Origin of the sequence: Streptomyces sp. NBC_00483, from assembly GCF_036013745.1 — a bacterium.
Classification (GTDB): domain Bacteria; phylum Actinomycetota; class Actinomycetes; order Streptomycetales; family Streptomycetaceae; genus Streptomyces.
In genome coordinates this window covers 1,349,222-1,374,276 of sequence record NZ_CP107880.1, presented here as the reverse complement: position 1 = coordinate 1,374,276, position 25,055 = coordinate 1,349,222, and the positions used below count along the sequence as shown (strand labels likewise).

The 25,055-nt window shown below is 68.2% G+C and carries 16 protein-coding genes; 7 read left to right on the top strand and 9 right to left on the bottom strand.

The features are described 5' to 3' along the window. Positions 1 to 290 precede the first annotated feature (290 nt). From OHA73_RS05795 to OHA73_RS05780, 4 genes are all read left to right on the top strand, one after another. Complete coding sequence (locus OHA73_RS05795) at positions 291 to 1,358, top strand: AAA family ATPase (RefSeq protein ID WP_443063200.1); 1,068 nt, start codon at positions 291 to 293, stop codon at positions 1,356 to 1,358. An 85-nt stretch (positions 1,359 to 1,443) separates the two neighbouring features. After that, positions 1,444 to 3,276, top strand: coding sequence for a hypothetical protein (locus OHA73_RS05790; protein WP_267071836.1), 1,833 nt, complete (start codon positions 1,444 to 1,446; stop codon positions 3,274 to 3,276). Positions 3,277 to 3,371: 95 nt separating this feature from the next. Beyond that, on the top strand, positions 3,372 to 3,845 hold the full coding sequence (locus OHA73_RS05785; RefSeq protein WP_327654384.1) for a hypothetical protein: 474 nt from the start codon (positions 3,372 to 3,374) through the stop codon (positions 3,843 to 3,845). Between the two features lie 120 nt (positions 3,846 to 3,965). Then, entirely contained in the window at positions 3,966 to 4,343 is a 378-nt protein-coding gene (locus tag OHA73_RS05780; RefSeq protein ID WP_267071838.1) for a hypothetical protein, read from the top strand. A 440-nt stretch (positions 4,344 to 4,783) separates the two neighbouring features. Here OHA73_RS05780 and OHA73_RS05775 read toward each other — a convergent pair whose 3' ends face one another. Beyond that, positions 4,784 to 5,413 carry a DUF4291 domain-containing protein gene (locus OHA73_RS05775; protein ID WP_443063036.1) on the bottom strand — a complete coding sequence of 210 codons (630 nt, stop codon included), beginning with the start codon at positions 5,411 to 5,413 and terminating at the stop codon, positions 4,784 to 4,786. Between the two features lie 46 nt (positions 5,414 to 5,459). After that, positions 5,460 to 6,386 (bottom strand): transposase, encoded by a 927-nt coding sequence (locus OHA73_RS05770; RefSeq protein ID WP_267071840.1) that lies wholly within the window; start codon positions 6,384 to 6,386, stop codon positions 5,460 to 5,462. Between OHA73_RS05770 and OHA73_RS05765 the strand changes: the two genes are divergently transcribed. The 3 genes from OHA73_RS05765 to OHA73_RS05755 all read left to right on the top strand — a co-directional run bounded on the left by OHA73_RS05765 (position 6,301) and on the right by OHA73_RS05755 (position 8,744). Next, complete coding sequence (locus OHA73_RS05765) at positions 6,301 to 7,044, top strand: transposase family protein (protein WP_443063035.1); 744 nt, start codon at positions 6,301 to 6,303, stop codon at positions 7,042 to 7,044. The two genes, OHA73_RS05770 and OHA73_RS05765, sit on opposite strands and share 86 nt — an antisense overlap. 111 nt (positions 7,045 to 7,155) lie before the next feature. After that, positions 7,156 to 7,785: an HAD-IA family hydrolase gene (locus tag OHA73_RS05760; RefSeq protein WP_327654383.1), complete on the top strand. Its 630-nt coding sequence runs from the start codon at positions 7,156 to 7,158 to the stop codon at positions 7,783 to 7,785. 27 nt (positions 7,786 to 7,812) lie between these two features. Next, a protein-coding gene (locus tag OHA73_RS05755; protein ID WP_327658412.1) for an IS5 family transposase occupies positions 7,813 to 8,744 on the top strand; the annotation gives its coding sequence in 2 pieces (ribosomal slippage) (positions 7,813 to 8,211 and positions 8,214 to 8,744; 930 coding nt in all). A gap of 450 nt (positions 8,745 to 9,194) precedes the next feature. On the opposite strand, the gene OHA73_RS05750 is transcribed toward OHA73_RS05755, so the two are convergent. From OHA73_RS05750 to OHA73_RS05720, 7 genes are all read right to left on the bottom strand, one after another. Next, a complete protein-coding gene (locus OHA73_RS05750; RefSeq protein ID WP_267071843.1) occupies positions 9,195 to 9,449 on the bottom strand; it encodes a hypothetical protein in 255 nt (84 codons plus the stop codon). Next, entirely contained in the window at positions 9,449 to 16,222 is a 6,774-nt protein-coding gene (locus OHA73_RS05745; protein ID WP_267071844.1) for a polymorphic toxin-type HINT domain-containing protein, read from the bottom strand. Before OHA73_RS05745 ends, OHA73_RS05750 begins: the two co-directional genes overlap by 1 nt. Before the next feature lie 192 nt (positions 16,223 to 16,414). Then, the gene (locus OHA73_RS05740; RefSeq protein WP_443063199.1) at positions 16,415 to 20,656 is read right to left on the bottom strand and encodes a LamG domain-containing protein; all 4,242 of its coding nucleotides are present in this window, start codon (positions 20,654 to 20,656) and stop codon (positions 16,415 to 16,417) included. Between the two features lie 571 nt (positions 20,657 to 21,227). Further along, a complete protein-coding gene (locus OHA73_RS05735; RefSeq protein WP_267071846.1) occupies positions 21,228 to 21,965 on the bottom strand; it encodes a hypothetical protein in 738 nt (245 codons plus the stop codon). A gap of 280 nt (positions 21,966 to 22,245) precedes the next feature. After that, the gene (locus OHA73_RS05730) at positions 22,246 to 23,097 is read right to left on the bottom strand and encodes an extensin (RefSeq protein WP_267071847.1); all 852 of its coding nucleotides are present in this window, start codon (positions 23,095 to 23,097) and stop codon (positions 22,246 to 22,248) included. Then, positions 23,094 to 24,023, bottom strand: a complete 930-nt coding sequence (locus OHA73_RS05725; RefSeq protein ID WP_327654381.1) for a C40 family peptidase — start codon at positions 24,021 to 24,023, stop codon at positions 23,094 to 23,096. The genes OHA73_RS05730 and OHA73_RS05725 overlap by 4 nt, the downstream gene beginning before the upstream one ends. Next, positions 24,020 to 25,021 carry a replication-relaxation family protein gene (locus OHA73_RS05720; RefSeq protein ID WP_267071849.1) on the bottom strand — a complete coding sequence of 334 codons (1,002 nt, stop codon included), beginning with the start codon at positions 25,019 to 25,021 and terminating at the stop codon, positions 24,020 to 24,022. The genes OHA73_RS05725 and OHA73_RS05720 overlap by 4 nt, the downstream gene beginning before the upstream one ends. Between the last annotated feature and the right edge of the window lie 34 nt (positions 25,022 to 25,055).

Sequence of the window (25,055 nt, the reverse complement as noted above, 5' to 3'; positions counted from 1 at the left end):
TCCCGCCCGGCCCCAGCCGTTCGACCGCCGCCCGAGCGCGGCACCCCCCTGAGCCAGACCCCGCACCGAGACCGCATGAGGCCGGTGCCACGGCACCCCCATGCCCGAACCGGCCGCCACCACGACGGTGCGGCGGGTGGCAGGAACCCCCACCGATTTTCTCCTTTACCCAGTGAGAGGAAGGCTTCGCCATGGCCACACCCACCCCGCCCCCGCCTCAACCCGCCCCGGCCGCCGCCCTGTTGCCCACCGGGTCGGGCAAGGCCCGCCCCGGTCAACTGCGCGCCCGGGTGGCCGCAATCCTGGCCGTGAGCCCGCAGGGCCGCTACACGGTCACCGAGCTGGCCAAACAGTTGGGGCATTCCGGGGGAGCGGTCGGCAACGCCTGCGAGACGCTGGTCACCCGGGGCGAGGCCGAACGGGTCGGCCACAAACCCCGTACCTACCGGGCCACTTCGACCACCGGGGCCGCCGCCCAGCCGACCTCCAACCCCACCCCGGCCTCGGCGGCGGTGCCCCGCCCGCGCCCCGCCACCGCGCCCGTACCGGGGCCGGGCGGGCGCCCGGCCCCGATCACCCGCCCGAATGGGCAGACGTATCACCCCCGGGCGTTGGAGAATCTGCCCGATGTCGAGGCGCTGCAGCGTCTGCGCGAGGCGAGCGTCCCGGTGTTGTTGTACGGGCCGCCGGGCACGGGCAAGACCTCCCTGATCGAGGCGGCCTTCCCCGACCTGATCACGGTGGCGGGCGATGGGGACACCACGGTCGGTGACCTGGTCGGCGAGTACACCCAAACCGAGGCGGGCGGCTACGAGTTCATCTACGGCCCCCTGGTGACCGCGATGACCGAGGGCCGCGCCCTCCTCCTGGATGACGCCACCCTGATCTCCCCGAAGGTCCTGGCCGCCCTCTACCCGGCCCTGGACGGGCGCCGCCAGATCCAGGTCAAGGCGCACAAGGGCGAGACGATCGAGGCGGCCGACGGCTTCTACGTGATCGCCGGACACAACCCCGGCGTGCACGGCGCGGTCCTCACCGAGGCGCTCGCCTCACGGTTCAGCATGCAGATCCAGGTGGCCTCCGACTACGACCTCGCCAAAGCCCTGAAGATCAACGCGACGGCGGTGCGGATCGCCCGCAACATCGCCACCCGGCAGGCGGGCGGCGAACTCGGCTGGGCCCCGCAACTACGCGAACTGATCGCCTTCCAGAAGATCGCCGACGTACTCGGCGCCGATGTCGCCTTCGCCAACCTGGTCGGCATCGCACCCCCGGAAGACCGGGACACGGTCGCCGAGATCGTCACCAAGGCCATCGGCCGCCCCATCACCGCCCTCGCCCTGGGCCGCCAACTCTGACCCCCGCCCGGGGCCGGGCACCCCCGCACCGCCCGGCCCCGCACCCCCCCCTGAACTCGCCCTCCCTGGAAGGGAATGACACACCATGACTGGAACGACGACGCTCCTGAACAGTCACCTCCAGCACACCCCGCCCGCCGTCACCGCCGACGAACTGGCCGCCGCCCGCTGGGAGGACGACGGCGGCCCGACTGCCCTGCCCCGGCGCGGCGCGCAGGCCGGGCACTGGCTGCGGATCTCGGCCGCGCTGACCGAGCGGCTGCCCGAACTCGCCGACCGCGACGACGTGATCGTCACCTGCGAACCGGGCACCCGCTCCGGCGCCCCGGCCGCCTTCATGCCCACCCTGGCCGCCCTGGAAATCGACGCCGCCCTCTTCGCCCCACACCCCGCACACACCATCGACCCCCTCGAACCCGGCGACGAGGAGAACTACCCGGCCGCCTGGGGCGCCTTCGTCCACGAAGCCGCCCACGCCGCCCACTCCCACTGGACCACCCCACCCCACCTGCGCGGCACCGCCCTGGACGCCGCCTCCGCCCTCCTGGAGGAATCCCGCGCCGAGGCCGCACACCTCACCCGCCGCCCGCACGACCGACGCTGGCTGCGCGCCGCCGTCCACGCCCTCATCCTCGACGAGTTCACCACCCAGGCTCCGGCCGCAGGTGATGTGTGGCAGGCCGCGCACGCCGCTGGCCTCCTCCTCGCCCGCCGCGACGCAGGCATCCTCGACGAGACGGAGACCGACCCGGTCGCCCACCTCCTCACCGCCCGCCTCGGCCACGACCTCCTGGCCACCCTCGCCGACATCTGGCAGGCGGCCCACACCACGGCCGACGACGACGAACAGGCGATGCTCGCCCACGGCCGCGCCTGGTGCCAGGCCCTCACCGCCGACCCCAACCGCCCCGCCCCCACCCCACCGACGCAGGCAGCCCCGGACACCGAACTCGCCGAAGCGATCAGCCAGTCCGTCGACGCCGTACACGCCACCGAACACGCCGCCACCCGCGCCCGGGAGCAGGCGAGCGCCGCCCAGAGCGCCCGCACCCGCGCCCGCACGTCCCAGGCCCAACACGCCCGCACCTCGGCCGCGTTGGCCAAGAAGATCTTCGCCCCCGGCGCCCGCCCCTTCGACCCGCACGACCCCGACGGGCCCGCCTGGTCACCGCTGCGCGGCACCCGCACACCCACACCCGGGGAGAAGGCAGCCGCAGGACGGCTGGCGCGGGGCCTGCGGGCCGCCTCCTATCGCGAACGCACCCAGACGACCGTGGCCTCGCAGGCCCCGCCGGGACGGCTGAACATGCGTCAGGCCCTGGCCCGCGACGCCCAGAGGGCGGCCGGGGCCACCCCGACGGCGACCCCGTTCACCCGGACCGTGCACCACCACACCCCGACCCCGCCGCTGCGGGTCGGCATCGCGGTCGACGTCTCCGGCTCCATGGGCGAGGCCGAAGGCCCGATCGCCTCGGCAGCCTGGATCGTGGCCCGCGCCACCGCCCTGAGCGACCCCGACTCACGCGCCGCGACCATCGCCTACGACTGCTGCCTGACCGCGATCACCGCCCCCGGCCGCACCCCCGCCCAGGTGCCCCGCTTCCACGCGAACGGCTTCGGCCACAACCTCGCCGAAGCCCTCGACGCCCTGGACGCCGCCCTCGGCCTGAGCCGCCCGGGCGCCGGACGCCTGGTGGTCATCGCCTCCGACGGCGCCTACGCCGAAGACGAACACACCGCCGCCACCGCCCGCATCCAGGCCCTGCGCGCGAGCGGCTGCGCGGCCCTGTGGCTCGCCTTCGAACCCGACCCCACCCCCTGCCCCGGCACCACCCTCCTCCAACTCACCGACCCCGCCCAGGCCGCAGCCCAGATCAGTGCTGCCGCCCAGGCCGCCCTCGCCACCACCCACACCTGACACACCGCCCGGCGGGACACACCACGCGCCCCGCCGGGCCCCACCCCCAACCGAGCAACACACCAACCTGCACCGCACCGAACGGAGAACCCGACATGACCAGCATCGCCGAACGCGCCCAGGCCGCCGCCGTCTACATCCGCCACCACACCGCCCTCAGCCCCCACGGCCAGTACCAGGGCCGCGAACACGCCCGCACCGCCGTCCGCCTCGCCGCCGCCCTCGGCCTACCCCTCGACCAGATCACCACCACCCCCGACCACCTGCGCCGCCGCACCGCGATCGGCGAGCCGGTCCTCGCGACCGCCACCTGCCCCGAGTCCGGAGACACGTACACCTTCTTGGCCCGCTTCCCTCTCTACGACGAGGACGCCTTCGAACTCCTCGGCCCCTGCCCCGAATGCGCCGCCCCGGTCCCGCTCGCCGAGATCCGCCACCTCGCCGACCTCGGCACCCACCTCACCCGCACCCTCACCCGCGAAGACTGCGACCGCCAGAACGCCCTGCCACCCACCTTCGACGACGACCCCGCACACACCAACACCTGCCGCTTCGGCCCCTGCACCTGACACACCCCACGGCGGGCGCGGCACCGACACACCGCGCCCGCCACCCGGACCCGCGAACACACCACACCAACTCCGGCCACCCGCACCTCACCCCGCCAGGACACAAGGAGAGACACCACCATGCGCATCACCGACCGCGACATCCTCGCCATGATGTGCGACGCCACGGCCACCGACTGGTACCTCATCGGCGACAGCCTCTACGCGCCCACCTCCCCGTCGAACCCTCAACTCGTCATCAGCGGCACGCTCCTGAGGACCGACCGCACCAACACCGCGATCGCCCTCACTCTCCACGCCCTGCACCACGAACACGGTGAACTCGACCGCACGCGCATCGACTTCGACCAGGACGGCGACCCCTTCGAGGTCGTCATCGTCAATCACACCGATGGCGTGGTCCGCCCTGGGCCGAGGCTGTCCGCCTGGTGGCAGCAGGCAGAGGCATACGTACACCTGTGGCAGCCCACCCCCGGCAACACCACCCGGCCTTTCTGAGGCGACGCGGGGAGCTCTTCATTTCGGGCGCACGAGGGCCGAACAGCCACACGCTGTCGGCCCTCTTCGCATGCCACGCCCCATCGGGCTGGCCGACCACCGCTCCCGTCGGATGCCTGGCACGACCCGCGAGCCTACGCGTGGTGCACCTCGGACTCGTCCGGGTCCCCGCATGAGACAGTGGACGGTCAGGGGACGCTCGATGAGCAGAGCGAAGCGCATAGGCGCGGCTTCCTTCCTCGTGCGGAACGCGGATATGCAAGCGGGGGTCGTGTTCGTGCGGGCACCCTCGAGCTCGGAGGGCCCCATCAGCGGCCGGCTACGCATCGACGGTGCAGCGCCGCGGCCATCAGTCGCCCGTGTTCCAGCGGCTGCGGCCCAAGTCCCGTACCACAAACGCCAGGTGACCAAAGGGCGTGATTGCAGTTGGCGGTATTGGCCTATCGGTGTAGGTGGGCCAGTTTCTCGCCGCTCACAGGGTAGGGACTTTCACGCGGCAGGAGTTGACGGGCAACGCCCAGTTCTCCGTCTCGTACATGGGCGTGGATCACGCGGGCCAGCGGTGTGACATCGGTTATGGAGACGATCCACTCGTCGGCATATAGGTGTGCGGCTTCGCCGGTGAGGCCGAGTTGTAGGGATCGGTGTGGAAGCGGCTGAAGGTACAGGTCGCGTTCGGGGTCCCATTGCGCCCGGGCGGGGGCTCGCTTCAGCTGGCGCTTCCACGTGGCGCGGTCGGTGTGGAGGCCATGCTCGTAGTGGGACAGGCAGGCGTGTCGCAGTGCCCACTCGAAACCCTCTCGGGTGATCTCGACTGCGAGGACATGCTCCTGGCCTTCCTTGCTGCCCCACCCGCAGCGGTACATCATCCACAGGAAGGACGGCTTGATCCACGTCATCCTGTCCCGCTGCCACTCCGTTGGGAAACGGCTGTCTCGGGCCGCCGCCAGACCGATCGCCGGTGAGTATGCCTGGTAGATGGTGATCGTGCGGTCCGTGTGCAGGGCTCGGATCTGGTGCTTGGGTTCTGTCACTGGATCAGGGTGATCACACGTGTTCGCGCGCGCCATCGAATTGCCGCGGCGGGAGGTTACCGAGTCGGGTGTGGCTCTCGGCTCATACAAGATTTTCGTGAGTGTTGATCGCCCATGGGTCGTCGGTGACGTCCGGGGCTGGGGTGCGGCGGGCGTGGGCCACGAGTAGGACGCGCTTGCGCAGGAGGCGGATGCCCGCGCGGCCGGACATCTGCCTCTTGATCAGTTTCAGGTCCGTGATCCTGCCTTCTGCAACGCCCGAGCTGTAGGGCAGGGTAACGGCTGCCGTGACTGCGTCGAGGTCGTCGAGAAGTCCGCCTGCGAAGCTGGCCAGTTGAGCGATGCCGCAGGTGCGGGCCCGGTGGATCCTGGCGTTGAGCTGCGCGGGGTGCTGTTTGTCGAAGACGCTCGTGAAGGCGCGGATGAGCCGGTGGGTCGTGTGCAGTTCCGGGCAGCGCTGGAGGAGGTCCTTGACGAAAACGCGCTGGTCTTCGCTCAGGCGGTCCGGTCGGCTCATCAGCAGGCGGGAGACCTCGAAGGCGCTGCGGGCCGGTGCGGGCGGGGGCAGTCCGGAGTCCAGGGCTTCGCGGTGGTCGGTGGCGTAGAGGAGCACGGTGGACTCACTGCCCTTGAAGCCGCGCGCGGCCACTTCGCGAAACAGTGCGACGACGTTGTGCTCGCCCTCGCCCCACCGGCGGTGCAGATGCCCCTGGTAGGGGGTGAGGATCCCGGCGCGCTGTGGCCAGGTGGGCGCCGCCTGCTGCCAGACGTCCGCGCGGGCGAGGCGGCGGACCACGTTGCGGTCCAGGTCCAGGTGGCGGGCGATGGCGCGCAGGGCGATCCCGTGCTTCAGCAGCCGGTGGACCTCGGCGTGGTTGCGGCGTACCCGGGCCGCCGTGCGTCCGCCGAGGTGGCGCGGTGCGGTGGTGTGTGCCGCGGGGTCGGGGTTGCAGGTGACGCAGTTTGCGCGGCTGCTGAGGGCGGTGCGTGAACGGGGCGGTAACGGCACTCTGCGGGGCCGGCCATGGAGTCTGCCACTGGCCGAGCGGGTGCTGATCGTCGCGGTGTACTACCGGACGAACCTGACCATGCGGCAGCTGGGCCCGCTGTTCGGCATCTCCTCGTCGACGGTGTGCCGGGTGATCCAGCGGCTCGGCCCGCTGCTGGCGCTGGAGCCCGTCTCCCGCCCGGCCGATGCCACCGACCGGCTGTGGATCGTGGACGGCACCCTCATCCCGGTCCGCGACCGGCACGTCGGCTCGTCCTCGCGCAACTACCGGTTCTCGGCGAACGTGCAGGTCATCGTCGAAGCCGACACCCGCCTCGTGATCGCAACAGCCCGGCCGGTGCCGGGCACCACCGCGGATGCCCACGCCTGGCGCGCCTCCGGGCTGGCCGAACACTGCCACGGTGTGACCGTCCTCGGCGACGGCGCCTACCTCAACTGCGGGATGGTCGTACCGCACCGCAAACGCCCCCGCCGGCCGCTACTCCCCGGCGAGGAGGACGACAACGCCGCGCACCGCACGGTGCGTGCCCCGGTGGAGCATGTGATCGGCCGGATGAAGAACTACAAGATCCTCCGCGACTGCCGACAGCACGGCGACGGCCTCCACCACGCCGTCCAGGCCGTCGCCCACATGTACAACCTCGCCCTCACATCATGACCAGAAGACCGCGCCCACGTGCCCTGGCCTGCCCGAACACAGCCTTGTGCAACACGCTTTAAGGCTTGTCCCGCAAACTGCCTGCTCAGGGCCTGATGGCATGATCGGGGCGTGATCAGTGAACCCGACCGTCCCGGTGCGATGAGGTATGTCCTGTTTGATGTCGATGGCACGTTGATCGACGCGGTGGACAATCAGCGCCTGGTCTGGCGCACGTGGGCGGAGCGGTACGGACTCGATTCTGATGAGGTCCATCGAGTAGCCCTGCGGATGAGGCCGATGGAGACGTTCGCGCAAGTTGCTCCGGATCAGGACGCCCGGGAATGCCTGGCTGCACTGCATGAGCTGGAGGACGAGGACGTTCGCACCGGTTCATATGCGGCCTTCCGCGGTGCCTCTGAACTGCTGAACGCTTTGGAGCCCGGGGCATGGGCGCTCGTGACCGCGAACTACGAGCACCGGGTACGCGGACGTTTCGCGCGGACGGGCTTGCCGGTCCCGAAGGTTGTCGTGGATGCGGCCGCCGTCACGGAAGGCAAGCCGTCGCCGGTGCCGTATCTGCAGGCGGCCGCACAACTCGGTGCCAGGCCGGAGGACTGTCTGGTCATCGAGGATGCCCCTTCCGGGGTGCAGTCCGGGCTGCGTGCCGGGATGACGGTGTGGGGCGTAAACACCCCAGCGGCAGTTGATGGCGTGCATCGTCACTTCGTTAGGGGCTGTTTCTCGGATCTCCTTACGTGAGTGGGGAGTTGGGGCCAGTCTGGGTGGATGGGGCGTGGGGATCTGACGAATGCGGAGTGGGACCGGCTTGAGTCGTTGCTGCCTCGTGGTGGTGCGCGCGGAGGCCGGTGGAGTGATCACCGGCGGGTGATCAACGGAGTGCTGTACCGGGTGCGGACGGGGGTGCAGTGGCGGGACCTGCCCGAGCGGTTCGGTCCGTGGGAGACCGTCTACAAGCGGCATCGGCGCTGGTCGGCGGACGGGACGTGGGTGATGCTGCTGTCTCGCGTCCAGGCCGCCGCTGATGCCGAGGGCCGCATCGACTGGGACGTCTCGGTGGACTCCACCGCAGTACGCGCTCACCAGCACGCCGCGGGCGCGAGGAAACAGTCTCCACCCGCCACGCCTCAAAAGGGGGCGGCAGCGGGGACGAACCGGGTCGATCCGGTGCTGCGGAAATTGGTCGTCCGGCTGGAGGAGGTGGTCAGATCGGCGAATGCCTGGGACGCTCCCGCGGCGGCTTCACCACCAAAATCCACCTCGCCGCCGACGGACGATGCCGGCCCCTCACCCTCGTCCTGACACCCGGACACTACGGTGACGGCCCTCAGCTCGAGCGGGTACTGGAGCTGATTTCGGTGCCCCGCCAAGGGGTTGGACGGCCCCGCAGCCGACCCGACAGCGTGCTGGCAGACAAGGCCTACACGTCCCGGAACAACCGCCGCTACCTGCGCCGACGCGGAATCCGACACACCATCCCCGAACGCGTCGACCAGCGAAGGCACCGGAAGAATCGCGGGTCGGGCGGCGGCCGGCCCACCGGATTCGACAGCGAGCACTACAAGAAGCGCAACACCGTCGAGCGAGCCATCAACCGCCTCAAGGGGTTCCGTGCCGTCGCCACCCGCTACGAGAAACGCGCCTACATCTACCTCGGCACCGTCACACTCGCAACCCTCATCATCTGGCTCCGCACCTGATCCGAGAAACAGTGCCTAGTCTGCGCGAAGCAGTGCGAGACATCCTCGCCTTCGCATCTGGGGGGGGGCTTTCTGACCGGCTGGAGGGTTCCGACTCAGTGGAATGAACTTGCTGTGGCTGGTGTGATCACGGCGTGGGAGCAGTCCTAATCCGGTGATAGCGACGTTCCTTGAGGGACATACGCCGCTGGTCTGTTCGAGCAGTAGACGCGTTGGTCGCGATGACAGTCACGTGGGTGGCGGGCCGACGCCTTGAGCCGTCTGGGGACTTGATCCCTATATCCAGAGCGGTGGTGCACGCCCACGTACGCCTCCGCCTCCAGCGCCAGGTCATCGATATCCTCAGCCCGACCGATGCTCCACCCACTGCAGCTATCGTCCGCTGACGTTGCCGTAAAAAGGCACGAGGCCCTCCCGAAAACACTCGGGAGGGCCTCACTTCGATGGCTACTAGATTTCAGTCAGCCATTCCCAGTTGCCGGACCTGGCGCGCAGTCGCGTGAATCCTTGTTCCAGGCATCCACTGAGACTGGATGATTCGGAACGGATAAATCCTTGCTCCCCTAGGCCCGGCCCCGACATTACCAACGTCCAAGGCTCCTTACCTTCCGCCATCCTCTCATCATCCACCTTGAGGATCACAGTGACGCCGGAGCGGCCCAACTTCTCCATGAGCGGCTCGATATCCATCTCTTTCGCTCCCATCAGTAGCCCCTCAAGGCTGCCGAAATATCGCTGACGTCATGAAGTTGACCTTTGCCCACCCTGTCGATGACGCTTCGGAGGTCCGCGGAAGTGGGGCCGCTCGTGACGCTGTTCCGTTGCATCAACTTTTCAACGGTAGCCTGAGCGGTTCGCTTATTTCCGTTGTTGAACATGTGGCTTCCCGCAATATCCCTGATCACCACTGCCGACTTATCCCAGAAGCTGGTATAGCGACTGGCGTTAGCCAAGGTGTTTGCTGGCGAACCGCTCAACAACGTCTCCCCACCGAAACCGCGATTAATGTCGGCGATCTCGTCCGAACTGACACCCGCCTTGAACCCGCCAGTGAGCGGGCAGTTGGAATTATGAACCAGGATCGGAGTCTGCCCCGCCAGCACATAGTACGTGTGCTGTCCCTCGACGGTGAGGTTGTAGGTGCGTACGCGGTCCTCGTGGTGGTGGGTTGCGGTGACCTCGACGGTGCGGCCGGTGTTGGTGCGCAGGGTCATGCCGGGCTTGAGCTTGCCGGCAGGTATCCATTTGTGCTGGGACACCGACCAGAAGGGGTGCTCATGTGTGGCCGTCAGGTGCTCGGTGCCGTCATCGGTCGAGAGCGTCAGGTCGGTGAATTGCTTGTCGCTGTCGGTGATGATGGTCGCAGTGACTTCTCGTTCACTGGTCTTGCCGGTCTTCGGGTCGGTGGCGATGACCTTGTCGCCGAGTTCGACGTCCTCGATGTTCTTGCTGTTGCCGTCGGCCATGAGGACGCCGGTGCCGGCCAGGAAGCACTTGCAGCCCTTACGGCCCGCGCTCACTACCTTCTTGATCTTGCCGACCTTGGCTACCTTCGCGAGCCGCAGCCAGGGCAGGTCGGTGGATGCCCACGCGCAGCTCTTGCCGTCCAGTTCGGTCAGGCACTTGCGCCACGACTCCGTGTCGGGCAGGAGAAGGACCTTGACGACTTCACGCGCGTTCTCGTGGTTGAACCATTCTCCGTCGCTACTGCAGTGAATGGCGTTGAGCAGGTTGTCGCGGCCGAAGCATGCGGAGGGAATGCTGGCCTTGACCTTGACAGTGATCTGGCCGGTTCCGCTGCCGCGGCTGTTGCCGTTTCTGCTGCTCCCGCCTCCGCCTCCGCCGCCTCCGCCGCTCGACTTGCAGGGCGCCATGGGCACCTGGCCGCACTTGCGCTTGTCATTCCCGGAGCATTTGGACTGGTCCAGCAGGGCACAGAGCAGTCCGGTGGGGTCGGAGAAGGTGATGGGGTTGTTGTTGGCGTAGGCGTAGCCGTTGATCTGCTGCGGATCGTCGGTGTCCAGCACCGGGTCGGCGGAGATGAACCGTCCGGTGGTGGGGTCGTATTCGCGGGCGCCGAGGTGAGTGAGGCCGGTGTCGGCCGTGTTGTCGGTGCCGCCGACGAACCCCTTGGTGCCGGGCCAGGTGCCGGTGCTGTCGCCGCGGGTGCCGCCGAAGGGCAGTGTGCGACGCTGGGACAAGCTCAAATCGCTTGCTTTGATAGACAGTTGGCCGGTGCCCAGGTGGTCGGCGACGGTGATGGAGATGCCGCCGTCGTCGGACTGGACTGCCTGGCTGCCGCTGCCCAGGTCGATGTAGCGGGTGGCCTTGGCTTTGGTTGCTCCCTTGGGCAGGACGAGTTCGCCCTGGTCGAGGTAGAGGGTGGTGGAGGCCGGGCCGCGGGCGATCAGACGGTTGCCGTCGGCGTCGTAGAGGTACTCGGTGACTTCGTCGGCCTTGCCCTCGACGGGCTGGGTCACCTTTGCCAGGTGTCCCTCGGCGTCCCAGTCCAGTTTCTGGGTGTCGCCGCCGATGACGCGAGTAGCGGTGTTACCAGTGGCGTCGTAGCTGTAGCTGGACTTCGACGTCCCGGACGGTCCGGCTTGCGTGACCTCGGTGAGTGTGTGCGGCTGGGCCGCGCCCGCCGCCGGGTAGGTGTAGGTCTTCTTGGTGTCCTTGGCTGCGTCGCCGGTCAGGTCGTGCTCGGTCTCGGTCTTGCGGTTCCCGACCTTGTCGTAGGTGTACGAGGTCCAGTACGGGGCCGCGCCACCGGTTGCACTCGCCGCTGGTGCGGCGGCGCAGGTGGTGTCGCCTTCGGCCCAGGCCTCGCTCAGGCGGCGCAGATAGTCGTAGGCGAAGCACTGGTTGTCCGTGCCGGCACGCGAGACGTCGGAGATGGACAGGACGTTGCCGGCCTCGTCGTACTTGTAGGTGTTGAGCCGGTCGACTCCGGCGACGTCCTGGCGGTCCACGCGGGAGGTGGCCAGGCGCTGGGTTCCCCATTCGTAGGTGTTGGTGAGCCAGCTCTTCTTCGCGCCGCTCGCGGTCGAGGCGTAGGTGTACTGCAGTGGCTTGCCGGTGAGCGAGTAGTTCGTGTCGGACTGGTAGCCGTTACCCAGGATCGACGCGGGCCGCAGGGCCTCGTCGTAGGTGTAGGCGTACGAGCCGCCCGGAAGCGAACCCGCAGCTGAATAGGAGACGCCCGCGACAAGGCCGGAGGGCTTGTAGCTGGTACCCGACTGGTAGGTGCCGGCCAGGGCGCCTTCGGAGGCGGGGATCGTCACCGCGGAGCGCACTGCGCGGTACAGCGGATCGTACTGGGTGACCTTGGTGGTGTACTCATCGTCGCCCACGTACCGGGTGGAGGAGGCCAGTTGGCCCTTGGCGCCAGTGACGGCGTCGTAGGTCCACGAAGCGCGCAGGGCGCCGGTGGCGTTCGTCTCGCGCAGTGCGGTCTGGCGGCCAAGCTGGTCGTAGGCGTGGAAGAGGACCTTGCCGCGCGAGTCCTCGGTGGTGACGAGCTGGTTGCGGTCGTCGTAGGTGCTCTGCGTGACACCCTTGTCCGGATCGGAAATCTTGGTCTGGTTGCCAAGTTGGTCGTACTCGAACTTCCACTCGTTGCTGGCCGGGTCGGTGACCTTGGCGAGCCTTCCCGAGGGCCAGTACGCGTAGGTGGTGGTGTCGTAGGCGGCGCTTGCGCTGCGCGTGTGATGCTGGCGCAGCTCGGTGGCGTGATCGCGGGCGTCGGTCAGTGTGGTGGTCGCCGTGCCCCCCACGGGCGGGATGACCGTGGTGCGGTCACCGCCATAGATGGTCTTGGTGGTGGCGAGGGTGCTGCCACCGTCCCCGTTGCCAGCGATCTGCTTGGTTTCCGTCTCCCGTCCCAGACCGTCGTAGGTATGGCGGGTCTGCGTCTCGACGCTGAGGGCGTCGGCCGGCTTGAACAGGTCCCGGTTCGGGGCGCCTTCGGTGTAGTAAGGGGAGAACGTCTTGGCGACCTGGCCGCGTTCGTCGTAGAAGGTATCGGCCAACAGGCGGCCGCCGTCCGGACCGATGTCCTGGGTCTGGCGCTCGCGCAGGAGACCGTCGTACAGCGTGTACGAGGCGACCTGCCCGCCCCCGTTGTCGAGGGTCTGGGTGCGCACGGCGACCGGCTTGCCCTCTTCGACGAAGTAGTCGAAGTCGTAGGACGGCGTCTGACCAGTGGTGCGGTTGGCGAGCCAGACCTTGTCGGAGCGGCCCAGCGCATCGTAGGTGAAGTTCTTGGTCTTGCCGTTCGTGTCCTTCTGGGCCGTGGGCATGCCACGCAAGGGATCGAGCGTGTTGACCGTGGTCTGCGCCGAGTCGGCGTCCAGTGCCTTGGCCGGCGGCGTAGTGGTAGTGGCGGTGGCCGGGAACCCTGTGGCCGGGCTGTAGGTGGTGGTGTTGGTCAGCCCGTCGCTGCGCGGAGCGCGGACCGGCGTGCTGCCTTCGGCCGCGGTGACATCGGCGGCCAGGTCGGTCACCTTCAACGGACGGCCGTAGCTGTCGTAGGTGGTGCCGGTTTCCAGGTAGGTGGCCTTGGTGCCGTCGTGCTTCTTCAGCGTCGCCGACGCCGTCTCGTCTCCCTTGGTCGGCGCTGCGTCGTAGGCGCCACCGTCGTAGGCGGTGCGCTCGTCAGAGACGACCACGCCGTCCTTGGAACGGTCCGGAGTGGTCGCACAGTTGACGGCGACCGTCTCCTCTCGTGAGGGCAGGGTGAGGATATTTTTTTCGGTGTTCGTGGCGTAGGTGGTGCGGGTGCACTGGTCGTCCGCCGTGGTGGACGTATCTCCCTCGTCGTTGACCTGAGTCGCCCGGCCGGCAGCGGTGTCGTAGGCCGTCGATTGGGCGGTGGTGCGCCACTTGGTGCCCGCTCCGTCGTCCAGCGAGGTGTAGGTCTTGGAGCTGGCGGTTCCAGTGAAGTTTGCGGTCACCGTTCCCCAGGTGCGCACACGCTTGGCGGTCTGGTGGTGCCAGGGCCGCTCGATGGTCTTCTCCAGGACGTTTCCGCCGGGCCCGGAGTACTTGACCGTTTTGTAGGCGAAGCCGGCCGCCGACTCGTGGTCGGTGATCGGGTCGCCTTCGCCATCGCCGAGGGTGACGGAGACGGACTTGGTGCCACCAGAGGTGTCCTTGCGGTCACCGTCCATTCCGCGCAAAAAGTAGGAGTCCTCTTGGGTTGTCAGGGCCGAGGCGCCGCCCTGGCCGCCGGTCTTGACGCGGACGTGACCATAACCACGCCACTGCGACCAGGTCTTGTGCTTCTGCTTGGTCAGGCCGTCATCGTCGTCGTAGTGCCAGGCGGCGCCGCCCAGATATTCGTACGCGGTGACCGAATCCGGTGCGCCACCGGTGCGGTCGGTCGCGGTCACCGAGTCGACCACGTACTTGTTGAACCAGTGCTGCTCGGGGTCCTCTGTGTCCGAGCCGCCCAGCATCTGTGGGTAGCAGCGCGCCGTGTTCGTCTGCGGGGTCGGCAGCGAGGACGCGTCGCAGGCCTCGCCGGAGTAGTTGACGTCGGTCTGGCCGCCGTACTCGTCCGTGATCGTGGACAGGCGCGCCTTGATGAACGGCGCGTAGCCGTCACCCGTCTTGTCCATCCGGTTGGCCAGCTGTGTGTACGCGAAGCTGGTCTTCGGCAGCGTGATCTCAGGGGTGGCGGTGTGGCCGGTGTGCTGGATGGAGTCCAGCAGCAGTTGGTAGTCGACGTCGGCCTGGCCCCAGCGGTGGGTCAGTTTCCACGAGTCGACCTTGCTGTACGTGTCGTCCTTGAGGACCTGGGTGGTGATGCCTGTCAGCCGCTTGCGGGTCCAAAACGACGGTGCGAGCCGGCCTTCGTCGCAGTCGGTGGCCTCCTCGCAGTTCATGTCCCACGGGGTGTCGTACCAGTAGAACGCGTCCTTGGAGATCGACGAGCAGTCGGTGTGGCTGTCAGCGATGCAACGCTCGGAGCTGGCGAAGTCGACCTTGGCCAGGGCCTTCGTTCCGTACATGGAGGACGACTTCAGGCCGTACTCAATGCGGTCGAGGTAGCCGCCGCGGGTGTAGCGGGTGTCGTCGGATGCCTTGAGGTTGCGCCCGTAGGAGTTGTCTTCCTTGTTGTAGTAGTAGGCGATTGCATTGCCATGGGCGTCGACGGCGTAATCGAGGTTCCACCGCCATGCCTGCTGGCACCAGGATTCGGTGAACGTGGCGGCATGGCAGGGCTCGTCGGCATCGTCGCCGTAGACGGGGGCGGCCCAGGTGGAGTCGGTGCTCTCCTTGCCCGATGCCCAGCCGGGCAGCCGGTTGTAGCCGAAGTAGTAGCGGTTGCCCTCCGGGTCGGTCACCCGCCAGTATTCGCCGTCGTTGTCGCCGTTGCCGCGGGCGGTGGACTTCAGGCGGGCGATGCGCGATCCGTCGTCCTTCTGGAATCGGAACTCGTCGGCCGTGCCAGTGGGGACGAGTTCGCCGCCCTTGCCGTTGAAGGTGATGTAGGCGTTGTCGTAGCCCCAGCACAGGTCGCCGGGCTTGTTGACGCCGTCGTCGGCCTTCTGCCCGTCGTCCGCGCACGGCTTGTAGCGCCGCTCGACATAGCCGGGGGACAGGTCGAAGCCGTCACCGACCCAGGAGGACTGGTTGTTGGTGTTGCCGGTGCGGCCGTCGATGGTCCCCGAGGAGTACGACAGCGCGACCTTGGGGGACATCTCGCCGGGTACTTCGGGCGCGGGAATGTCGTAGGACCAGCCGAAGTCACCGGTGTTGAGGTCTGTGCTCCAGGTCGCCGAGGGGGCCAGCGGCGTCGCCTTGTAGTCGCCGGTCTTCGCCGAGTCGCCCGCGAGCGCGGCCAGGACCGTGGGCGTTCCAGCCTTCAGCGGGACCGTGCTTGCGGTCAGCCTCTGCTGCTCGGTGTCGTTGTCCGTCGCGACGGGCGTGGCGCTCCGGCATGTTGCCTTGTCGGGCGTGGTCAGGGCGCACGCAGGCAGTTCGACGAGGGTCAGGCGGGAGCCGTAGCCGCCGCCGTACGCCTCAGCGAAGTCCGCGTAATCCACCGTGGTGCCGACCGTGCCCGAATCCTTGGTGGACTCCGGCTGGAGGGTGAACAGCAGCCCGTCGACGCCGGCCTGCTTCGCAGCCTTCTGCGGCAGAACACGCGTGGTGATCTTGCCGTCGAGGGGCTTCTTGGTCTGCTTGATGGAGGGGGTGTTGAGCTGGAGCGGCAACCCCTTGGCCTGGACCGGGCGGCCTGCCTTCGAGGCCGGCTCGGCGAGGCTAACAACCGCGTCGTCGGGCGAGGGCCACGTGGCCTTCGGCGCCTTCTGCGGTGTACGGGAGCCTTTCTGGACCGTGCGAGCCTTGCCGTGCTTGAGAGCCTTGCCCGCTATGGGCTTGTCGGGGTTGGTGATCCCGGGGCGGCCGGTACCTGCGGCGTCTGCAACCGAAGCGAAGGCGACCGCTTGAACGAGGGTGGCCACCATGACCGTAGAAGCTCCCAGCGCGATTCTGCGCCGTAGAAGCTTCACGGTGCGGCGTGGCCGTCTTATTCCGTGCATTTCTGGATCAATTTCCTGTCGGAGGACGTGCGTAGCCACGGTCTCGGGGCGTACGGGTTCTTGCGGGAAGGGGTGTGGGGCGCCGGGATATTGGCCCGGCGCCCCACACCCGGTCGGTCAGTTGCCCGGCACCTCGGTGGGTACGTCGAACCAGCTGATCGCTAGCTGCTCGATCTGGGCATCGCTCAGCGCGCCCTGGAAGGTCCACACATCGTCGATGACGCCGGGGAAGTACTGCCCGAAGGCATCCGCAGTCTTGGCGCGGCCGACCTGCAGGGTGCCGTCGGCCTTGAACGCGAGGACATTGTCGGCCCAGGCAATCAGGTCCTGGCAGCCGCTGTCGTCCGCATCTCCGTTGCCGTCGGCGTCGCTGCAGGCGGTCTCCTGCAGTACACCGTTGACATACAGGCGGGCCTCCTTGGCGAACCCGTCGTACACCAGCGCCAGATGGTTCCAGTCCCGGGCGTCGTAGAACTCCGTGTTCGACACGCTGTCGGTACCGGCGCCGGCCGTGTCGCTGGTGCGGATGTCCGCGCTGTAACTGCCCATCCCGTCCGCGTTGGCGGAGTCCGGGGTGAAGTGCAGGTCGAAGGCGCTGGTGTGCGTGCCCGCGGCCGAGACAACGCTGGCGTTGCCGGTGGGAAGCGCGGCGGCCTGAGCCCAGGCGGTGACGGTGAAGCTGGCCGAGGTGTCCAGCGGCTGGCTCTTGGAACTGGCGTAGTCGTCCACACCGTCCAGCTGCAGCCCGTTGAAGTCGACCCAGCCCGTGCCCTGCTGGGCCTGGCCACCCAACGTCATGGTGTTGGCATTGTCCGAGGAGTCCGGGCTGGTGGCCGGGGTGGCATCGGTGACGGTCTCGAAGTTCCAGCGGGCCTTGACCAGTGGCCGCTGGCGGTACATCTGCGCAACCTCCTCGGCGGAGGCAGGCCGGTCCATCACCCGTACGTCGTCGATGGTTCCGGGGAAGTATGCGCCCATGGCCCCGCCGTAGCTGCTGGCGCCGATGTACATCGACTGGTCTGCGTAGAACGCGTCCGTAAGCGTCTGCGTGCCGGCCTTCACTCCGTTCACGTACAGAGTGAGGGTGTTGGCGGTGGTGTCGTGCACACCCACCAGGTGCACCCACTCGCCGGCTCGCGCGCTGGTGCCGTCGGCCTGCATCGCGCGTACCGGTTTGGCATCCGCGCTGTCACTGGAGTACTGGTTGAACGCCCACCGGTCGTAGGTGGCCGAGTAGTACAGCTCAAAGCCGGGAGCCGCTTTGCCGGCCTGCGCGGTGATCACCGCGGCGCCGGCTGGCTTCTTGTCCAGTTTCGCCCACGACGAGACGGTGAAGCTGCGCTCGGTGTTGATGTGCGGGCCGCTGGTCTGCCCGATCTTTGCGTAGCCGCTGGTGCCGTCGAACTTGGTGGCCTTGCCCGCGATGCCCTCCATGCCGGGGGAGACCGTGCCGTTGTACTTGGCGGGCAAGACGCCGCCGTGTCCAGCCAGTTCGGTGGCGTCCGCCGCCTCGTCCATGTCGAAGAGGGCGATGGCCGGGCGGCCGGGGTCACCGACGCTCTGCTTGGCCTTCAGCTTGTCGACCTCGTCCTGCGCCAGCGGCTTGTCGAAGATCTGCAACTCGTCGATGGCACCAGGGAAGAGGGCGCTGGGTGTACCGGTGAAGTTCTTGGCGCCGACCAGCAGGCCGCGCCGTGCCGTCCAGGGTGCGTCGTAAGAGACCGAATCGGCCAGCTGGCCGTCCACGTACAGCTGCAGCAGATCCTCTGTGGAGGAATAGGAGCCCACCAGATGCGTCCAGGTGTCGGCCTTCACCTTGCTGGTGTCGCCCTGGTGAGCACGCACCATGCCGCTGGAGGCGTCGTCGGACTTGTACTGGTTGAACGACCAGCCATACGTGGTGGAGTAGTACAGCTCCATGCCGGACGCGTTGTTGCCGGGGATCAGTGCGACGTCCGCGGTCGCGGTGGGGAGCTTGTCGAGCTTTACCCACGCCGAGACGGCGAACCCGCCGCTGGTGTTGACCGGAGAGAGGTCTGTGGAGGCGTAGGCGTCGGTGCCGTTGAACTGCACTGCGGTGCCATTGGCACCCTCCACGCCCGGCGTTGCCCCGCCGTGCAGGGCGAGCGTGCGCGCGGGGGTGGAGCCCTTTGCCTCGCTGGCCCCTGCCGCCTCGTCCATTTGCCAGGTGGCGCGGGACGGCTGGCCGGCCTTCACCCGGAACTGGTAGGTGCGGATCTCGCTGCCGTTACCCGCCGAGTCGAACGCCTGTGCCGTCACGAAGTTGACGCCCGTCTCGGCCGGCAGCACTTGCGCGATTTGCGGGGCCCCGCCCGAGGTGGTGATCTTGTTCTTGGATGACGGGTCGGTGTTGATGCCGTACCGGTATGTGGTCACATCCGTACTGGCCGAGTCGATGGTGAACGAACCGTACTGGCCCACCCCGTCGTACCACGGGTCGTCAGGATCATCGGGGTTGGACTCCGGGTACTGACCGGAAACGACACTGGGCGCCTTGGGCACAGACGTGTCGTAGATGAAGTAGCAGGCCTGTGGATCCCCCGCGTACGACCACGGCGAATACTGCGCACCGTCATACACGCGCGCGTACCAGTTGACCGTCTTGTTCTGCGGGATCGTCGACGGCAGGCTGATCCGGATATTGGATCCTGAAGACTTCATGGTGCTCTTGGACGGGCTCCACGAGCCGCCGTCCCACTTCGCCTGGAACTGCACCGCCACACTGTCCCCGTCCGGGTCCGTCACATTGTTGGCCGTGATCTTCCCGAGAGTGCGCACGCGGGCGGGGTTCGAGGAGGGCTTGCACGTGCCGCCGTACTCCATCGTCAGCTGCGAGGACTTCAACTGCGCGGGCGGACGGTTGTACTTCACCCGCAGATACGCCTTGTCGGAGAACCGCTTCCACGCATACGCGTCCGACTCGCTCCCCGCCCGCAGCCCGAACGTCATCGTGGAGTCATGCGCGTTGGCGGCCGACTGCACCGCCGACTTCACACTGAACTCGGCATCCTTCGCACTGCAGCCCGAATACCCGTAGGCGAACGACTTCGACGCCAACTGCTTGATCCAGAACCCGGACGCACTCTGTGAGTTCCACGTCGTCGACGACGAGATCCCCTTGGTCTGCCACAGTTCCACCGACCGGTCCGAGCAGGAGGCCGACCACGTGTTGCGGGCGACGAACTCCGCCGACAGGATCGACTTGCCCGCGAACTTCGACACCGGAATCCGGTAGAACAGCCGCTTGGTGTCGTGGGGCTGGCAATACGACCAGTTGCAGTAGCCCATGCCGGCATCGGAGTCACCGTTGAACTTGTACTGCGGCGAGGACGCCCAGTACTTGGACGCCATCGTCCAGGCCGAGGCCCGCGGCGAGTACCACTGCGGGTCGATGAACACGGGGTAGTGCGTGCCCTGCCCCGTCAGCACGTCCTGGTCCGGGGTCAGTACCAACTCGCTCTGGTCGTCCGGGATGTGGACGTCCACAGGCGTCAGCTTGCCGGACTCGCCCGCGCCCGGTTCGCCGTCCGCGCCGGTCGTCGCAATGGACGAGCTGAGAGTCTTCGCGGCCGGCGCTTCGCCGGGGCTGGAGTCCCACATCATCGGCTTCGGAGCTTCGAAGACCGCCCCCTTGGCGCCCTTGTCGATGGCCTCCAGGCCACCCTCCGCGGTCTCCTTCACGTCCATGCCGTCGGCGGCAAGCTTCAGCCGCACCTCGGCCAGTTCCGAACTGGCAGCAGCTTCGGCAGTCTTCACCACCAGAAGCTGACTGAAGCCGTCCTCCTGCGCCGTCATTCGCAGATCGACATCAGGCAGCACGGACGGATACGTCGCCACCGCCCCTGATAGTTCCGGCTTCGGCAGTGCCTTCGGCCACGACAGGCTCAACTCCCGTCCCGCACGCTCCAGGCGCACCAGCGGTGCCTTGTCGCCGCCATTGGAAAACTGCAGGTCCACGGTGGTGGCCTTGGGGGCGACCGCGTCCTGTTCGGTCACCGCCAGATCCATGTCGACGTGCTTCCAGCCGCCGCTCTGCCGCGTCCACACCGGACGCAGATACTCGCGGGCCTCGAGATCGCCCTGCGGGGTCGCGTAGACCTCGCTGCTCTCCCCACGCTGGGAGAGCACCTCGACCGGCTCCCCCGATTTCTTCGCCTTTGCCAGCGCCTCGTCCTCCGAGACCGCCGCCCCGTTCACCTCGGCGCCTGGCGTGCTCGCCGCCACCGCTGGCGCGGCACTGACAGTGATGAGCGTCGGCAGCACACCCACCCCAAGTGCCGCGCTGACAATCACCCCCCACCAGCGCCGTCCGAACGGCCCCCGCCCCACTCTTTGCATCATCCCCACGCTCTACTCATGCAAGTTTCATTATTTCCGCCGTGAACTTAGGTGCTCCATACAGGCATTGACTAGGGGGCACTTGGGTAGCGAAGGGGCAAGATGGACAGTCGTAAGGTGAGCTTGAGCACATGTGAAAATGGTTGTGCAGGTGGATGGTGCAGTTCTGTAACCTTCCGGCCGCCGTAAGATCACGCCCCGCCTTCCAACGACTCTGTCGCAGATGTGAATGGGCGGTAGGTCAAGCCCAGTTCACGGATGCGCGAAGCAACTCCTGTGTCAGTGCGCGCCCCTGTCGTGTCCTCATCTTGACTCTGACGAGGATCTTGGAGTTCGAGGCGCGGCAACATGGTCAACGGGCATGCAACTCGGGTGGTATGACGGCGATATGGGTACGTGGCGGCCTCGATGGACTGGCGTGCGACGAGGGCTTTGCCGGTTCCGTGCTTCGGCGCATGCAGGCGGAACTATCGAAGCCGTGTGACGGCGGGAACGCCCGCGTGGTGTCGACACGGGCTGGCCGGGCCCGCCATGGTGCGGCGGGCCCGGCCGTGAAGGGGCATCGAGAGGGCTACTTCTGCGTGGTTGCCGGGGAGGCCGGAGCGAGCTGGTAGGTACGGGGGCGCTCGGTGACTTGCACTGCGACGCCCTGGGCCGTCAGCTTGGCCAGGCAGTTCGCGATGGCCCCCGAGGACTTTTCGATGATCCGACTGATCTTCGTGGCGGTGAATGCCTCTTCCGGGTGCGCTTGGAGGTGTGCGGTTACGAGATGGTGCAGCGCGCCGGGTGCGAGCCGGGCCTTGCTGCTCGGCACGGTGGGAGCTGGAACAACGGGCCCGTTCAAGTGAGTCGCGGTCGCCGTCGCGGCCGGAGTCGCATCATCCACGGTCGAAGCGGGCCTAGCTGTTTCGTTGGGTGCGGAGTGTGCGTCGTCCTCGGTGTTCGGGTCGGAAGTGGACGTGCCCGCCGTGATGGTCTCGGTCGGGCTGGGCGTGGTGTCGACGGGGTTGCTGGGGCTTGGGAGCCAGCGGTCAGGGGTTCGGTGAGTGCCGTTGCGTGTGCCGCGTTCGCGCGTCGCGAGACCGGTGGACTCAAGTGTGGTCAGCGCCTTGCCGGTGGTGGAGCGGCTCAGGCCGACAGCGAGGGCGAGTTCGGCGGTGGTGGCGGCTGCGGGACGGTCGAGGAGCTCGGCGTGTACGGCAGCGGGGGCGCCGCTCAGTTCGGGCAGGGGGTCGGCGGCGGGCATCGGATGGAGGACGTGCACCGTGGCGGTCGGTGTGGTGTCGGTGGGCGTGTGGGTGTCGGACATGGTGGGGCCTCAAATTCCGCTGAGTGACGCTGGGTTGGATGAGGTCCCCGGCCGGGGTGCGGCGCCGTGTGGCGTCGCGGTGTCCGATCGGCCGCGTGCGCAGCACGGAGATCCCGATCGGACCCGGTCCCGCGCCGTCGATCTGCTTGTCGATTGATAATCGGTGGCGGCGGGGCCGGCTGCGACCATGGACGCTCTCGATGCGCCAGGAAGTCAAGCGGCGTTCTTGGGCCGATCGGATCGGCCCAAGATGCGGCAGTGGCGCCGATCGCGAGAGGGGTCACGTCGGCTGTCGGTGGTGGGCCAGCAGCTGTGTCCGGATCTGCTGGGCCCGCTTGGGACCCATGCGGAGTTCGGTGCGCAACCGCCACACGCTCACTGGCCGACCGGTCGCGTCGCGAGCGACGGCGTCCAATGCGGCCGCGTGCGCCCACAGTTCGGCGTCTGCCGCGTCGTGGGGGCGGGGCTGGCCCATGGTGGCCGTCTGGCGCTGTATGGGCGTGTCGTGGCCACCGGTGTCCGCCCCGCCGCCCGGCAGGGTGTCATCGGAAAGCTCGGTTACCGCGGCATGGTGCTGCGTATCGATCGGTGTGGGTGTTGCGGCATCCGGATCGGTGTCACGTGCGATCGGTCCGGCTGTGGAGGCTGCTGGCGCCGAGGGGGCCGCTGTCGGACCGGCGGAACTCGTACTGCTGACGAGGATGGCGATCGTGCGTCGGTAGGCAGCGATCGTCTCGGTGAGCATGATCAAGAGCAGGGCCGGTGTCAGATGCAGCAGGACCGCTGCCGGATCTGCGTTGCGGGGCCAGCCGATCTGTCCGTCGGGCCACAGCGACTCCCAGCTGTTCATCAACGCCGCGGTGCAGCCTGCCGACCAGCGCAGCGCGGTGGACCAGCCGGGTGGCCGGACACCCCAGGAGGCGAGGCGGGCGTCCGCGTACAGAACGACGGCCAGCGCGGCGCCGAGCATCGGGTCCAGGAGAACCGCGATCGGCAGCGGTACGTTGCGGGAGCGGGCGAAGCCGGTGACGTTGACGGTGGTGAACACGAGCGCGAGCACCGCGACCGCGCACAGGACACGCGTCATCGTACGCAGCAGCCGAATGGCTTCTTCTGTCTCCGGTGCCTTCATCGTGAGCTTCCCGCGCTTGGCCGGGTGGCGGCGTAGAAGTCACCTTGGGAGCGAATGCTGTCTTGGCGCACGACGGAGTGGCTGTTGGGTGCGTGGATCATCTGGCCACCCCCGACGTAGAGGCCGACATGGTGGAGGTTTGTGCGGGTGCCGAAGAAGATCAGGTCGCCGGGGAGCAGCGGCTGCCGGGCCGGAACCTTGGACGTGGACTCGTACTGGGCCTGGGCCACGCGTGGGAGCGGGACGCCGGCGGCGCGGTAGGCGGCCTGGGTGAGGCCGGAGCAGTCGAAGCCGCCTTCGGCGGGGCCGTCGCCGCCCCATACGTAGGGCTGGCCGAGTTGAGCGCGGGTGTAGGCGACGGCTTTGGCTGCGGCGCCGTTTGGGGCGGGTGTGGCGGCTGCGTACTGGGCGGCGGTCTTGAGGACTTTGTCGACGTACCAGTCGGCGTGGTTGTAGTGCCAGATCGCGCGGCGCAAGTTCTTGTTGTTGCGGGCGCCGTTGGCGCACAGGAGGCGGGCGGCGGCGTAGACGGCGTCGACCGGGTCCCAGGGCGTGGGCGGCTTCTTCCCGCCCGGTGGGACGGGGTGCGCGTAGGCCACGAACGTGCTCGGCAGGAACTGCATCGGGCCTACCGCGCCCGCCGAGGACACCATCGTCGGGTGCCGTCCGTGGTCGGTCTCGACTTTGCCGATCGCGGCGAGGACCGTCCAGGACAGGCCTGGGCACTCCGGTGCCGCGCGCTGGTAGAGGGCCAGATAGACAGGTGGGATGTCGGCGAGGGCCTGCTTGCTCGGGGAGGCGGATGCGTCGGCACCTCCGGGGAGCAGGCTGGAGAGCATCGCGGCTACGGCAAGCGCGGCGACGAAGGAAAGTGCGAGCAGGGCGCAGCCGATGCCGGAGGCCGTTTTGGCCAGGGAGCCGCTCATGCTGGCGCCGGTCCGTCTGCGTCGTGCGGGGGGAGAGGCGGAACGGGCAGGGTGAGGGCGGTGTCCGCGTCGGTTGCCTCCAGACCGGTGGCCGCTGTCAGGTGCGGCCAGTGCGTGGCGAGTTGGAGGAGGGGCTGGCGGTGGGCGGCGGGCTCGAGTGGGGTCCACCAGGGTCCCCAGGGCTGGGTGGTGGTGAAGTCGGCGGAGCTGGTGGCCACCGCCAGGCCCAGCTCGCGTGCTGCGTCGGCGAGGCGGCGGCGGATGGCCATGTCGCGGGAGTGGGTGCGGGTGTGGATGAGGAGGGCGGGGCGGGTGCCGGTGCTGGTGTGGAAGGTCTCGTAGCCGGTGAGCTTTGCTTCGACGCGGGCGAGGGGTTGGCTGCCGGTGTCGTATTCGAGGAAGAACGGCAGGAGTTGGCCCTCGCGTGCGGCGAAGTGTGCGTAGGCGTCGGGGCGGATGATGTCGCCCCAGCGGCGGGCGCAGGATCTTTCGGAGATCCACAACGGCAGTGTCAGGGCCGGGGAGTTGCGGGTGTGGGCGGCGAGGTGGGAGAGGAGGTCGTTGACGCCGAGGTCGTGGCCGAGCGAGGGGGAGTAGGCGATGCGGCCGGTGGAGGTGGGCCGCCAGCCGGTGTCTGCGACGTCGAGTCCGGCGTGGGCGGCCAGGAGGGCGGCGCCTGCGGGGCCGAGGGTGTAGTGCTCGGGGGCGGAGCCGGTCTGGGTGAGGGGGCGGAAGGAGTCGATCAGGGCGTGGTGATGGAGGATGCGCAGCCGGCGTTGGGCGGAACGGCGGCTGGTGTAGGCGAGGCGGGTGACCTGGTCGGTGGTGAGGACCTGGTGTTCGTGGAGCATGGCCGTCAGCCAGCGGTCGCGCGGGGTGAGGCGGCGGGCCAGGGCGGCGACATCGATGCGCCGGAGCGCAGGGCGTGGGCGGGTGGTGGCCGCGCGGGCGGTGTAGCGGGAGCCGGGTCCGGTGGCGGGGCGGGGGAGTGAGGCCATGGCGGTCATCACCTGCAAGTCGCTCTGTGTGTAA